Source organism: Erythrobacter sp. W302b, assembly GCF_046452395.1.
Classification (GTDB): Bacteria; Pseudomonadota; Alphaproteobacteria; order Sphingomonadales; family Sphingomonadaceae; genus Erythrobacter.
The window spans coordinates 1,026,060-1,039,471 of the sequence record NZ_JBKFDH010000001.1 but is presented as its reverse complement, the minus strand read 5'-3'; the positions used below and the strand labels follow the sequence as shown (position 1 = coordinate 1,039,471).

The following is a 13,412-nucleotide window of genomic DNA, read 5'->3' as shown; positions in this document are numbered from 1 at the left end:
TTTTCCGTCACGCGGACATAGGCCGATGCAACCTTTGCGCACAACCCTGTTTTATCCGCTTTTCAGCATCTTGAGCGCCGCCAACGCCCGTTCACGCGCCTGCCGGTGCGGCACGATCTTGCGCGGATAGCCTGCGGGACGCCTGCCGAATTCCTCGGGATCGTGGACATAGGGTTCGTCTATCCCCTTCAATTCCGGCACATAGGTGCGGATATAGCGCGCCGCGTCGAACTTCTCCGACTGGCTGAGCGGCGCCATGATCCGGCTGAACATATTGCTGTCGACCCCCGTCCCCGCGGTCCACTGCCAGTTGGTCGCGTTGGAGGCGTAGTCGGCATCGCACAGCGTATCCCAGAACCACGTCTCGCCCTCGCGCCAGTCGATCAGGAGGTGCTTGATGAGGAAGCTCGCGGTGATCATCCGCACGCGGTTGTGCATCCACCCGGTCTGCCACAGCTGGCGCATCCCGGCATCGACGATGGGGTAGCCGGTGCGGCCCTGCTGCCAAGCCTTGAGATCGCGGGCGGCGGCTTCGTCGGTCGCGGGATCGCGCCATGGGAAGCGGTCGAAATCCTCGCGGTAGTTCTGCGTGGCATAGGCGGGGAATTGCAGGATCGCGTTCTGCGAATAGTCGCGCCAGATCAGCTCGCCCTCAAAGGTGCGCCAGCCGTCCGAACGCTTGTGCTTGAAGCGGTGCCAGATCTGCACCGGGGAGATTTCCCCGAAGTGCAAATGCGGGGAAAGACGCGAGACCTTGTCGACGCTCGGCAGATTGCGCTTGTCGTCATAGTCGTCGACATCGGCCTCCCACGCGGCGAGACGCTTGTGAGCGGCCTCTTCGCCCACCTCCCAGAAATCGCGCATCCCGCCCGCCCAGTCGGGCTTGGTGGGGAGGAGGTTCCACGCGGCGAGGTCGTCGGAGGCGGGCCAGCTATCCGGCGCGCCGATCCTTTCCGGCGCAGGCACTTCATCACGCGGCGGGAATTCGGCGCGGACGGCGCGGCTGAACGGGGTGTAGATCTTGTACTGCCCGCCCGTACCGGTGGTGATGCTTCCGGGCGGCATCAGGTAGTTGCCGTGGTGCAATTGCAGGTCGAGGCTCTTGGCCAGCTTGTGTTCGGCATTCAGCCACCACGGTTCGTAATGGCAATTGGCGTGGATCCTGGTCGCGCCCACTTCCGCTGCAAGCTTGGTGAGTTCAGCCACAGCCTCCCCGCGCCGCAGGATCAGCTTCGAGCCCTTGGCCTCGAGGCTTCTCGCGAGGCTCTCCAGCGAATGATGCAACCACCAGCGCGAGGCCCCGCCATAGGCGTGATGCTTGGGGCTCTCGTCGTCGAGGACATAGACTGCGATGACGGGACCAGCCTTGGCCGCGTGATAGAGCGCGGGATTATCGGCAAGGCGCAGATCGCGCCGCAGCCATAGGATTTGGGTTTGGGGCATTTGTGACTCTGATAGATCCAAACACTCCCAACGCCGTCATGCTGAACTTGTTTCAGCTGGTGATGCCGGATTTCCCAAACCCGTCATCCTGAACTCGTTTCAGGATCCATTCCTGCTCTCGCGCCGTCCGTTCGGTGAGACACGATGGATGCTGAAACGAGTTCAGCATGACGAGCTATGGCAAAGGCTCGCACTTCACATCGGGCAGCGCGACAGAGAACCGGTCCCGCGCGCGCGGATCGTAGAAGCGCGCATCGTAGAGCATCACCGAGCCGTCCGCCGCCCGCACTGCAAAAGGCGCGCGCGACCAGAACAGGAAGGCGTCGAGCTGGGAATTGGTGCGGCGCGCTGCGGTGAGATCGGGAAGCTGGCAAATCTGGTCGGTCATGGGCACGAAGAACGGCGCTGTGGCTGCGGCGCTGCCATCCCCGCCTTGCACAACCGTCTCGCCAGATTGCGACTGACCGCGCGCTACCAGCCACGCGCCATCGCCGCCGACAAGTGTCTCCCGCTCCCAGAAGGCCAGCGGAACGGGACTGGCAATAACCGCGATCCTTTCACCCATGTCGTTGGAGCGGAAACGGTAGACGTCGGCCCAGGAGATGAAGCCATTCACCCCGACATAGGCCAGCACCGCCGCAATCCCGACTTGCCCCGCGCGCGCCCAATCAGCTCCCGCCTTCTCCCGCCGCCGCGACCACCACACGGCTCCAATCAGCAGCCCCCACAACCACGGGTCGATGATGAACAGCGTGTCGCCGTAGAACCATTGCGAGGAGAAGGGCTCCAGCAGCCGGATGCCGTAGACGTTGAGCCAGTCGAAGAAGGGGTGGCTGAGGCAGCCGATGAAGGCCATCGCGTAGAGCCACCCGAAGCGCACCGGCAGCCGCCTCTCGGGCCGGGTGCCGCGCTGCGTCTGCCAGCGGTCGAAGGCCCACAGCAGCCCCGCCAGCACCAAGGGCAGCAGCACCAGCGCGGGCGGGCCGTGGGTGATGCCACGGCGGAAGGCGAGATGCTCGGTGCCCTCAAGCCAGAAGAAGCACGCCGCGTCCACATCGGGCAGGTTCGCGCCGATGATCAGCGCGGGCATGGCGAGGCCGGTGGTGCGCTTCAGCCCCGCCTGCCCCAGCACCGCGCCGACCAGGCTATGTGTCAGATTGTCCATCGCCTTTCAGGCTAGCGCGCCGCTCCTATTCAAGCGAGTGGAAATCCGCCTCACCCTCGCCTATCGCACCGCGAAAGACTCCGGGAGAGAACCACGATGACCGACGCGCCCTTTATCCGCCCCGACATGAAGGCCTTCCTCGACATGATGGCGCAGGTCAACGGGCCGAAGCTTGCCGACATGACGCTGGATGCGGCGCGGCAGTCCTATGTTGCGATGCATGGCATCGCCGATCGCCCTGCCCGCGCGCTGCCGGTGATCCGCGACCTCGTGTGTCCCGGCCCGAACGGCGATATTGCGCTGCGCCTCTATGACGCGCGCGAGACCCGCGACGGCCCAACGCCGGTGATCACTTTCTACCACGGTGGCGGGTTCGTGATCGGCGATCTCGCGACGCACCATGCACTGTGCAGCGAGATCGCGGCGCTGATCGACCTGCCGCTGGTGGCGGTGGATTACGCACGCGCGCCCGAAGCGCCCTTCCCCGCCGCGATCCTCGATTGCGAGGCGGCAACGCGCTGGGTCGCGAGCAGCCCCGCTGAACTGGGCCGCGAAGCCTCCGGCATCATCACCATCGGCGATTCGGCGGGCGGCAATGCCACGGTCGTTGTCGGGCAATTGCTCGGCGCCAACCCCGCCGCTGTGCCGGTGGTGCTGCAAGTGCCGATCTTCCCGCTTGTCGCGGATGCGAACGGGTCGGCCAGCATGGCGGCGTTTGCGGATGGCTTCCTCCTCACCGCCGACACCATGGCGTTCTTCGATGCCGCCTATGCAGCCGACCGCGCCGACCCGTGCGGCTTCCCGATCCTTGGCGACCACGCGACCGCCCCGCCCACTATCGTCGTCACCGCCAGCCTCGACCCGATCCGCGATTCGGGCCGCGCCTATGCCAAGGCGCTGGTCGATGCGGGGCGCGACTGCGTGTTCCTCGAAATGCGCGGCGTGACTCACAGCTTCACCAACCTGCGCCAGATGGTGCCGAGCACGCAGAAGGACCTCGAACGCATTATCGCCGCGATGCAGTTCATGCTGGAGAACCCGGCGTGAGCCACGCGCATCTGCCCTACCGCCCCTGCGCGGGCTTCATGCTGGTCAATGCCGAGGGCCTCGTTTTCGTCGGCCAGCGGATCGACCCCAGCGCGCACGGCTTCTGGCAGATGCCGCAGGGCGGGATCGACAAGGGCGAGGATATTCAGGCAGCCGCCTTGCGCGAATTGCACGAGGAAATCGGCGTTGCGGCCCATCTCGTCGAAGTGATTGCGCCGGCATCTCGCCCGCTGCTCTATGACCTGCCGCCCGAACTGCTGGGCAAGGTATGGAAGGGCAAGTATCGCGGGCAGGAGCAGTACTGGTTCCTCGGCCGCTTCCTCGGCACGGATGCCGATATCGATCTGGAAGCCCATGATCCGCCCGAATTCAACGCGTGGAAATGGGTCGCGCCCGACCAGTTGCCCGAGCTGATCGTGCCGTTCAAGCGCGAGGTCTATGAAACGCTGGTGGCGGAGTTCCGCGACCTGATCTGATCGCTCAGTTGGACGCGGGTGCCGTGTCCGTGCTGCTCTCGATCGCGAGGCGCGGCGAAGGCCCACGCGCGATGCTGCTCTGCAAGGCCACGGTTTCCGGGCAGTCATCGCCGCACATGGTTTGCAGCTTGGCGAGGTTGCGCTTGGCCTTTTCAAGCGCGCCCTTTTCCACCAGCGCGGCGCCTTCGCCCGAGATCGCGGCGAAATTGCCCGGGTCCCGCTCCAGCGCGTCGCGATAATAGCGAATCGCCTTGCCTTGCAGACCCTGCTGACGCGCGGCTTCGGCGAGATCGATGAAGATCGGCGTGTAGCCCGGATCGACCGCCAGTGCGGCTTCGAACGCATCGACCGCCGCTTGTGTCTCGCCCGCCGCCAAGGCGGCCTGTCCCTGAGCGATCAAGGCCGCAGCACGCGGGTCCGGCGCGCGGACGTCTCCTGCAATGGTGATGCTCGCTGTCATGGCCAGACACAGGGACAGCGCGGCGGCAGCAGGCGCGAAACGCATCAGAAGCTCCTTCAGTGCATGAGACCGGGAACCGGAAGGCTGGGTCATATCATGCGAAGCTATCATGGTGAACGCAAGCAGGCGATGAAAAAACCATCCGTGCCGTCATGATGCGGATCGAGCCTCACTCCGCCCCCGCGCGGACGGCCGAGCGGGAGGGTGAGCGGCTCTGCGGTCCAGCCGGGATGCTGCGCCAGAAAGGCGGCAATACGGTCCGGCCCCTCGGCATCGAGCACCGAGCAGGTGACGAAGCTGATCGAACCGCCGGGCCGCACCAGCTGCGCCGCCAGCTTCAGCACATGGTCCTGCAAGGCGTTGAGCCGCGCCAACTCCGGCGGATCGAGTCGCCAGCGCCCCTCGGGACTCCGCCGCCAGGTGCCGCTGCCCGAGCAGGGGGCATCGACCAGCACGTGATCGGCCCTCCCCGCCCACGGCGCCAGCGCCCGCATCTCACGGCCCGGATCGAGCAGCACGGTGTGGTCGATCACCGCGCCGGCCCGCTCGGCGCGAGGGCCGAGATTGCCGAGCCGGCGCTTGTCGGTGTCGGCTGCGACAAAGCACGCAGCGTTGCCGAGCCGCGCGGCCAGCGCGAGCGTTTTGCCACCCGCGCCCGCGCAGAGGTCAACGATAATGTCACCGGGGCTGACCGGCAGCGCCATGACGATGAGCTGGCTGCCCAGGTCCTGCACTTCGATCAGGCCGTTGGTATAGGCCTCCCATTGTTCAACCGGAGTGCCCGAGGCGAAGCGCAGGCCGTTCGGCACCGGGAGCATCTCCCCCGCTTCGGGCAGAGTCAGACTGTCGCGGTCGGCCTTCAACGCGTTGACCCGCAGGTCGAGCGGGGCGCGGCCCAGCAGCGCGGCGATCTCGACCCCGCCCAGCCCGGAAGCGCGCAAGGCCGCCGCGAGCCACTTGGGTGCCAGCGCGGTCTTGGCCGCTTCCTCACCCTCGGCGAGCGGCGCGGGGCCGTGGGGCGACCCATCGAACAGAGCGGCCACCGCCGCGTCCTGCCCAGCGACCGCCAGCATCGCCGCCCGGCCGCTATCCGGCACCGGGCCGCACAGGCGGATGGCACGATAGACCAGATCGCGCACCGCACGCCGGTCCTTGGACCCGGCATAGCGCCGCGTGCGGAAATAGTCGGCGATGATCCGGTCGGCCGGCGCACCCTTGGAGCGCGCGGCGGGGATGATCTGGTCGAGCAGCTCGATCGCGGCCTGAACTCTAGCGGCGGGGGTCACGCTTTGATCCTCATATTGTCATTCCCGCACAGGCGGGAATCCAGCTTTGCTTTCGGATGGTTCGAGACGTCAGCTGGATCCCCGCCTGCGCGGGGATGACGAGGAAGGGGACGAAATGCCACCTCACCGTGTCGGGTAATTGGGAGCCTCACGGGTGATGGCGACATCGTGGACATGACTTTCCGAAAGGCCAGCATTGGTGATGCGCACGAACTTTGCGCGGGCCTGCAAGTCGGCAATCGTGACGGAACCGGTATAGCCCATGGCGGCCTTGATGCCGCCGACCAGCTGGTGCACGACATCGGCGGCGGGGCCCTTGAACGGCACCTGCCCTTCGATCCCTTCTGGCACCAGCTTCATCGCGGAGACGTCCTGCTGGAAATAGCGGTCGGCTGAGCCGCGCGCCATTGCGCCGACCGAGCCCATGCCGCGATAGGCCTTGTAGGAGCGGCCTTGATAGAGGAACACTTCGCCGGGGCTTTCGGTGGTGCCCGCCAGCATCGAGCCGACCATCACGCTCGAAGCGCCCGCCGCCAGCGCCTTGGCCGCATCGCCCGAGGTGCGCAGGCCGCCATCGGCGATCACCGGCACGCCCGACTTGGCGGCTTCGGCCGCGCTTTCCATGATCGCGGTCAGCTGCGGCACGCCGACGCCCGCAACGACGCGGGTGGTGCAGATCGAGCCCGGCCCGATCCCGACCTTGACCGCATCGGCCCCGGCATCGACCAGCGCCCGCGTGGCCTCGGCAGTGGCGACATTGCCCGCGATCACCTGCACCGCGTTCGAGAGCTTCTTCACCCGCTCGACCGCGCGGGCGACTTCGATATTGTGGCCGTGAGCGGTGTCGATCACGATCACGTCGACCTCGGCATCGACCAGCACCTCGGTGCGGGCAAACCCGGCATCGCCCACGGTGGTCGCCGCCGCGACACGCAGGCGACCGGTGCCGTCCTTGGTCGCGTGCGGATAGTTCACCGCTTTTTCGATATCCTTGACCGTGATGAGGCCGATGCAGCGGAAGGCATCATCGACCACCAGCAGCTTTTCGATCCGGCGCGCGTGGAGCAGGCGGCGCGCTTCGTCCTGCCCGGTGCCGAGCGGCACGGTGGCGAGGTTTTCGGTCGTCATCAGCTCGCGCACCGGCTGAAGCGGGTTCTCGGCAAAGCGAACGTCGCGGTTGGTGAGAATGCCGACCAGCTTGCCGCCCGCGTCCACGACCGGGATGCCGCTGATCCGATGAAGCTGCATCAGGGTCTGCGCCTCACCCAGCGTTGCGTCGGGACCAATAGTGATCGGATTGACCACCATCCCGCTCTCGTAACGCTTGACCGCGCGCACCGCGGCGCATTGCGCCTCGATGTCGAGATTGCGGTGCAGCACGCCGATGCCGCCAAGCTGCGCCATGGCAATCGCCATATCGGCTTCGGTTACGGTATCCATCGCTGACGACAGCACCGGGATGTTGAGCGCGATCTCGCGCGTCAGCCGGGTCGAGGTATCGGCCATGCTCGGCAACACGCTGCTTTCCGCGGGGCGGAGCAGCACGTCGTCGAAGGTAAGACCGAGCGGGATATCCATGAGTGCCACTTTCTGATGACCGAGAGGGGGTTCGCCTCGCACCTTTGGCGCGCCGGAGAATCGTGGCGGCCCATGTAACCGCACTTGCCCGATTGCGCTAGGGCTGCGGGGTGGCGGTTGGCGGATAGCGTTCCGGGTCGGCCAGCTGGCGGATCAGCGCCTCGTGCAGCAGCAGGTCTTCGATCGCCCCGCCCAGTTCGATCTGTGCCGCATCATCGTTTGGCTGGTGGTAGCGGCTGACGAGAAAAGGATCGAGGATCGCGCGGCTGCCATAGGTGCTCGACATCAGCACGCTGGGCACACCCGCCTGATGCAGTATCCAGCCGTCCTGGCGCTGGAGGAAGCTGTCGGCGAGGCTCTGGTCACCGATCACACGCCCCTTGCGCGCCAACATGTCGAGGATCGCCGCATCGAGCGCCGGGGTGTGTCCGCGACCGATGATGCCCACCGGGCTGCCTTCCGGCGCGACCGCCATCATGTCGAAATTGAACGCCGCGACAATGCTGGACAGCGGCAGCGGCGGCGTCTTCACGAAAGCGCGCGCGCCCAGCAATCCGGCTTCCTCCGCGCTGGTGGCAAGGACATAAATATCGCGGCCCAGCGGCGGACCGGCCTTCAGCCGCCGCGCCAGTTCCAGCATCATCGCGATCCCACTGGCATTGTCGGCCGCGCCATTGCAGATCCGGTCGACCGCTTCGGGCGGGCCACATTCGCCCAGATGGTCCCAATGCCCCAGCAGCAGCACCGCACCCGATCCGGGGCTGGTGCCGGGGATCATCCCGATGATGTTCTGACTGGTAAACTCGCGGCGATCCGACGTTGCCTCGATCGTTACCGCCAGATTGAGTTCGAGCGGGGCGAAGTCCGCCTTCTTCGCTTCGCGTTTCCACAGCTCCCAGCGCTTTTGCCCCACGGCCCGGCCAATCGCGGCATCGGTGATATAGGCCGAGAGCCTGTCCATCTGCTCGCTGGCGAGTTCCACCCGGCCGCGTTCTTCCCTGCGGCGCACCTCGGCGAGCGCTTCGGCGTCGGGGACGACCGTCACCACCGCGGTTGCGCGCTGGCGGAACAGCGCCTCGCGCCGCGCGGTATCGCGGCCCGGATCGGCGAGCATCAGGGCAGCGGCTCCGGCCAGCGCATCCCCCAGCACCGAGCCATCGCCATAGCCCACGAACACCACCGGCACCCCCGTCCCCGGCCCGCCCGCTGCCAGCGCACGGCGACGCGGAGTGTAGACTGCTGCTTCGGCTTCAGTGAACGTCGTGGCCCTGCGCCCGACCCCCAATGTCAGCTGCCCGGTCTGCGGCACAGTTTCGACCAGATCGACCGGCAGGCGCCAGTAGGAGCCGGGATCATTGGTGCCCGACACCAGCCCGACTTCGCCCATCCGCCGCTCGATATATTCATACGTGGCCTTGCCGCCGGGTGTCCCGGGCTTGCGCCCGCCAAACTGGTCGCTGGCGAGTATGTCGATATCCGCTTGCAGGCGCTCGGCGATGTCGCTCTGCGCCGCGTCCGGCACGGCCTTGATCGGCGTGGGAGCACAGGCGGCAAGCCACAGGCTCGCCAGCAAGATGACCATCAGCCGGGCGCGCGCAAAGCTCATTCGGCGGTCCAGCCCCCGTCGATGGTGTAATTCGCGCCGGTGATATTGCGCGCGGCATCGCCGCACAGGAACACCGCCAGGGCGGCGACATCGGCAGGCAAGACAAAGCTCTTGGTCGGCTGTTTGGCGAGCAGCACGTCGTTCATCACCTGCTCGCGTGTCATGCCGCGCGCGGCCATGGTGTCGGGGATCTGGTTCTCCACCAACGGCGTCCAGACATAGCCCGGCGAGATGCAATTGGCGGTGACGCCGCAGGTCGCCAGTTCCAGCGCGATGGTCTTGGTAAAGCCTGCGAGCCCATGCTTGGCCGCGACATAGGCGCTTTTGAACGGCGAGGCGGCGAGCGAATGGGCGCTCGCGGTGTTGATGATCCGCCCCCAGCCCTTGGCCTTCATCCCCGGCACCGCAAGCCGCGTGGTGTGGAACGCCGCTGTCAGGTTCAATGCGATGATCGCATCCCACTTTTCGGGCGGAAAATCCTCGACCGGGGACACATGCTGCATCCCGGCATTGTTGACGAGGATATCCACCGGCCCGATCGCCGCCATCATCGCCGCAATCGCTTGCGGGTACATCAGGTTCGCGCCGTTGTAGCTCGCGCCCAATTCCTCGCAAAGCGTGGCGATTTCAGCCGGATCGCCCAGCCCGTTGAGAATCACCTCGGCACCCTCGGCCGCCAGCGCGCGCGCTATCGCGAGACCGATCCCCGAGGTGGATCCGGTGACGAGAGCACGCCGGTTCTTGAGCATTCGCCGCATCTCCTGCACGTTCGGCCTATTGGTGTTCGCTTTTGCCGTGCGGTTGGCGGCTGTCCAGCAAATTGCTGAAGCGAGCGCCGAAGCAGAAGGATTTCCCATGCGATTAGGCCCATTTGACACATCAAAAATCAATGTCCGCTCCAGCGACGGTGGCGGGGGCGGCATGGGCCGCGCGGGCGGCGTGGGTTGCGGGACGCTGGTGATCGCCTTGATCGGCGCGGTGGTGTTCGGGCTGGACCCGATGCAGACCATCGGCATGGTTGAAAGCGTCCAGCAGCAGGGCGCATCTGTCGGCACCGGCGGCGGGCGCGAGACGGACGAACAGGTGGTCTGCACCGCAAGCGCCTATGCGACCGAGGCCTGCAACGCGCTCACCAACCTCAATGACACCTGGGAGGCGACCTTTGCGCGGTCAGGCATCCCGTTCGAACAGCCGGGCCTTGATCTGTTCCGCGGTCAGGTGACTACCGAAGGCTGCGGCAGTGCGACGTCGGCCGTGGGGCCGTTCTACTGCCCGGCGGACAAGGGCATCTATATCGACACCGGCTTCTATGACCAGCTGGCCCAGATGTCGGGCACCGGCGGCGATTTCGCGCGGCTCTATGTCATTGCGCACGAATATGGCCACCATCTCCAGAACATCACCGGCCTCGCCAGTCAGGTGCGGCGCGAACAGCAGCGCAACCCTTCGCAAGCGAACCGCCTGCAAGTCGCCATGGAATTGCAGGCCGATTGCTATGCCGGAATGTGGGCGGGCAAGAACCGCGATCTGATCGAACCAGGCGATCTGGAGGAAGGTTTGCAAGCCGCGAGCGCGATTGGCGATGATACGTTAATGCGCAATGCCGGACAGAGCATCAATCCCGAGAACTTCACCCACGGCACCAGCCGCCAGCGCATGACTGCGCTCAGGCTGGGGCTCGACAGCACGACTGATTCCGCCTGCAACGTTTTCTTTGAAGGAACCTGACATGAAGCGCCCTCTCCCCCTTGCTGCGCTGGCTGCCCTCACCTGTCTCGCTGGCTTGGCCGCTGGCACAGCCCACGCGCAGGCCATGCCCGAGCCTGACGCGAAGGAGGTCGCCAAGACCCCCTTGCGCGATCTCAACATCGACGCGCGCGACATTCCCGAAATCCTGCAAGCGGCCGTGCGCGATCCCTATGCGGTGCCGGGCAGAGGGCGCTGCAATGACCTCGTCACCGAAATCGCCGCGCTCGATATGGAGCTGGGCGCGGATTACGACATTGCCGAAGATGACGGAAAGGACCGTCTGAGCGAAGGCCGGATCGGCCAGAGCATTGTCGGATCGGTGATCCCGTTCCGCGGCATCCTGCGCGAAGTGACGGGCGCGGCCAGCAATGACCGCGCCCTGCGTGCTGCCTTTACGGCGGGGATGGCGCGACGCGCGTTCCTGAAAGGACTGGGTCAGGGCAAGGGCTGCGCCTATCCGGCCCGGACCAAGGCGGCGGGCGAGTAACCGCCGCCGCCCGTCGGGCTCAGCCTTCCTTTTCGGTCCACTGGTTGATGTGCCGGTCAAGCGAGCGGAGCAGCTGTTTGCGGGTGTCTTCGGGGATGTCCTTGTCGCGGGCGATTTCCGCGCGGGCTTCCTCGAGACCCTTGCGGGCCGAAGCGAAGATGCGCTTCTGACAGATTGAGATGATCTGCACGCCATCCTTGTTGGTGGTCTCGCTCACTTCGTCATTGCCCGGCAGGCATTCGCGCTTGACGATGACGCGCTGCTGACCGGCGGCGGCGTTGGCGGCCTCGGCCGAGGCCATCGCCTGAGCGATGATCTGCGGCAGTTGGGCGCGCACCCGGTCAGCTTCCGCGAGGCCTTCTTCCAGCGCGGCGAACATCGCGTCGCGGCTGGCCTTGTCGAAGCCCTCGGTGGCTTCGAGTTCGCGGGCGATTTTCTCACCGTCAGGCCCGCCGCGGAACACCATCTTCATGCGCCGTTCCTTGCCGTCCTCATCGCGCCAGACATGCTCGGTCACTTCGGTATCGCTGGCAGTGTCGCTGCCCATCATGACAATGGTCGGCGGTTCGGGCGCCTCGGGCGGGGTCGGCGGCTCAGGGGCTTCGGGCGGCGCAGGCGGTGCGGGCGGTTCCGGGGCTTCCGGCGCTTCGGAGGCTTCGAGCACGGCCTCGGTCGCGGCATAGCTGATCGAAGCGGTCAGCGGCAAAGCCAGCAGCCCGGCGCCAAGGAGCGCACGGCCGGCCAGACGGCGGCGGGGGGACAGGTCGGACATGGCAAGACTCCTCAAGCGGTGGATGATCGATTTCTCGCCGAGCACCGGACAGGCCATCGGCGCAGTCAGCGCGGCATTGTGGGTGGCGCCGGGCAAGGCGGCAAAGCGGGCGATGAGCGCGGCATAGGCAGCGCGTTCCTGGGCCGAGCGGCGGGCCATGACCCGCGCGTCGCAGGCGGCCTCCTGATCGCGGCGCAGCGCCAGCCAGCCATAGCGGCCGAGCGGATTGAACCAGTGCAGCGCGAAGAGGGGCTGGATCAGGACGTTGACCAGCAAGTCCCCACCGCGGTGGTGCGCCAATTCATGCGCCAGTGCGAGATCACGCGCCGGACGGTCATGCAGCGCCATGAAGCCGGGCGGCAGCGCGATCACGGGGTCGAACACGCCCATCGCCAGCGGCGCGGTGGTGGCGGGGGTCTCGATCAGCCGCACCTTGCCAAGCAGGCCATGCGCCCGGCCGACCTCGCGCCCCTCGGCCAGCAAGATGTCGCGCAGTTCGAAGTAAGCGGCAAAGCGCCGCCACAGGGTCACTCCGGCACCGGCGAGCCACATCAGCAGCAAGCCTTCGAGGATCGGCAGGTCGGCCAGCGTCGCAAGCAGATCGAACCCGGCCGGTTGCGGCGCAGCCTCGATCGGCACGGTCAGCGGCGCAGGCACGGCCCCGGCAGGCGCTCGAACCGCCGCTTCCCAGATCATCGGATCGGCGGGCGGCGGGGCCTGCGTGAGCAGGTCTGCAGGCGTCGCCGACGCGGGGGCGGACGCTTCGGGTGCCATCCAAGCGGGCAGCGTCAGCGGCGGCAGGATCAACCGCGCCGCCGGGACAGCCCACAGCGCGTAAGCCGCCTCAGGGCCGAAATGTCTGGTGACCGGGCGGCGCAGCAGCAGCACCAGCGCGATCAATACGCCGGTCCATGCCAGCGTGTGCAGCAACATCCCGCTCATGGCCGCAGCTCCTTCAGCAGTGCCTCGATCTCGGCGAGGTCATCCTCGGTCAGGGCTTCGGTTTCGGCCAGATGCGCCACCAGCGAGGCAGCACTCCCGCCGAACAGGCGGTCGACCAGCCGCCGCGACTCGCCCCCGACATAGGCCTCGCGGGCGATGGTCGGGGTGTAGAGATAGCGGCGGCCGTCCGGTTCCGCCGCCACCGCGCCCTTCTGGACCAGGCGCGAGAGCAGCGTCTTCACCGTGGCGAGGCTCCAGCCGCGCGCGGTGCAAACCTCCTCGCACACATCGGCAGCGGTCTGCCGCGGGCGGTCCCACAGGACTTCCATCACCGCATGTTCGGCTTCGGTGATGCGTTCGCCAAGAGCTTCGTCGGACGGGGTCACAGGGGGTCTCCCTCG

The 13,412-nt window shown here is 66.7% G+C and carries 13 protein-coding genes; 4 read left to right on the top strand and 9 right to left on the bottom strand.

Annotated features, from left to right (window positions below; genetic code table 11):
- Nucleotides 1-51: 51 nt before the first annotated feature.
- Nucleotides 52-1,443 (bottom strand): cryptochrome/photolyase family protein, encoded by a 1,392-nt coding sequence (locus ACLBKT_RS05080; protein ID WP_410181869.1) that lies wholly within the window; start codon nucleotides 1,441-1,443, stop codon nucleotides 52-54.
- Nucleotides 1,444-1,618: 175 nt separating this feature from the next.
- Complete coding sequence (locus ACLBKT_RS05075; protein WP_410181868.1) at nucleotides 1,619-2,608, bottom strand: metal-dependent hydrolase; 990 nt, start codon at nucleotides 2,606-2,608, stop codon at nucleotides 1,619-1,621.
- Nucleotides 2,609-2,704: 96 nt separating this feature from the next.
- On the opposite strand from ACLBKT_RS05075, the gene ACLBKT_RS05070 reads away from it, so the two are divergent.
- Nucleotides 2,705-3,655: an alpha/beta hydrolase gene (locus ACLBKT_RS05070; RefSeq protein WP_410181867.1), complete on the top strand. Its 951-nt coding sequence runs from the start codon at nucleotides 2,705-2,707 to the stop codon at nucleotides 3,653-3,655.
- Nucleotides 3,652-4,131, top strand: a complete 480-nt coding sequence (locus tag ACLBKT_RS05065; protein ID WP_410181866.1) for an RNA pyrophosphohydrolase — start codon at nucleotides 3,652-3,654, stop codon at nucleotides 4,129-4,131. The genes ACLBKT_RS05070 and ACLBKT_RS05065 overlap by 4 nt, the downstream gene beginning before the upstream one ends.
- A 4-nt stretch (nucleotides 4,132-4,135) precedes the next feature.
- Here the strand turns inward: ACLBKT_RS05065 and ACLBKT_RS05060 are convergent, their stop codons facing one another.
- The 5 genes from ACLBKT_RS05060 to ACLBKT_RS05040 all read right to left on the bottom strand — a co-directional run bounded on the left by ACLBKT_RS05060 (nucleotide 4,136) and on the right by ACLBKT_RS05040 (nucleotide 9,810).
- A complete protein-coding gene (locus ACLBKT_RS05060) occupies nucleotides 4,136-4,636 on the bottom strand; it encodes a tetratricopeptide repeat protein (protein WP_410181865.1) in 501 nt (166 codons plus the stop codon).
- A gap of 62 nt (nucleotides 4,637-4,698) precedes the next feature.
- Nucleotides 4,699-5,877 (bottom strand): RsmB/NOP family class I SAM-dependent RNA methyltransferase, encoded by a 1,179-nt coding sequence (locus ACLBKT_RS05055; protein WP_410181864.1) that lies wholly within the window; start codon nucleotides 5,875-5,877, stop codon nucleotides 4,699-4,701.
- Between the two features lie 123 nt (nucleotides 5,878-6,000).
- A complete protein-coding gene (guaB, locus tag ACLBKT_RS05050) occupies nucleotides 6,001-7,455 on the bottom strand; it encodes an IMP dehydrogenase (protein ID WP_410181863.1) in 1,455 nt (484 codons plus the stop codon).
- Between the two features lie 97 nt (nucleotides 7,456-7,552).
- A complete protein-coding gene (locus tag ACLBKT_RS05045; RefSeq protein WP_410181862.1) occupies nucleotides 7,553-9,061 on the bottom strand; it encodes a M20/M25/M40 family metallo-hydrolase in 1,509 nt (502 codons plus the stop codon).
- A complete protein-coding gene (locus tag ACLBKT_RS05040; RefSeq protein ID WP_410181861.1) occupies nucleotides 9,058-9,810 on the bottom strand; it encodes a 3-hydroxybutyrate dehydrogenase in 753 nt (250 codons plus the stop codon). Before ACLBKT_RS05040 ends, ACLBKT_RS05045 begins: the two co-directional genes overlap by 4 nt.
- A 106-nt stretch (nucleotides 9,811-9,916) precedes the next feature.
- Between ACLBKT_RS05040 and ACLBKT_RS05035 the strand changes: the two genes are divergently transcribed.
- Both ACLBKT_RS05035 and ACLBKT_RS05030 read left to right on the top strand, forming a co-directional pair.
- A complete protein-coding gene (locus ACLBKT_RS05035; protein WP_410181860.1) occupies nucleotides 9,917-10,789 on the top strand; it encodes a neutral zinc metallopeptidase in 873 nt (290 codons plus the stop codon).
- Between the two features lies 1 nt (nucleotide 10,790).
- Nucleotides 10,791-11,297 carry a hypothetical protein gene (locus ACLBKT_RS05030; RefSeq protein WP_410181859.1) on the top strand — a complete coding sequence of 169 codons (507 nt, stop codon included), beginning with the start codon at nucleotides 10,791-10,793 and terminating at the stop codon, nucleotides 11,295-11,297.
- Between the two features lie 19 nt (nucleotides 11,298-11,316).
- On the opposite strand, the gene ACLBKT_RS05025 is transcribed toward ACLBKT_RS05030, so the two are convergent.
- Nucleotides 11,317-13,011, bottom strand: a complete 1,695-nt coding sequence (locus ACLBKT_RS05025) for a M56 family metallopeptidase (RefSeq protein WP_410181858.1) — start codon at nucleotides 13,009-13,011, stop codon at nucleotides 11,317-11,319.
- Nucleotides 13,008-13,397 carry a BlaI/MecI/CopY family transcriptional regulator gene (locus ACLBKT_RS05020; protein WP_410181857.1) on the bottom strand — a complete coding sequence of 130 codons (390 nt, stop codon included), beginning with the start codon at nucleotides 13,395-13,397 and terminating at the stop codon, nucleotides 13,008-13,010. Before ACLBKT_RS05020 ends, ACLBKT_RS05025 begins: the two co-directional genes overlap by 4 nt.
- Between the last annotated feature and the right edge of the window lie 15 nt (nucleotides 13,398-13,412).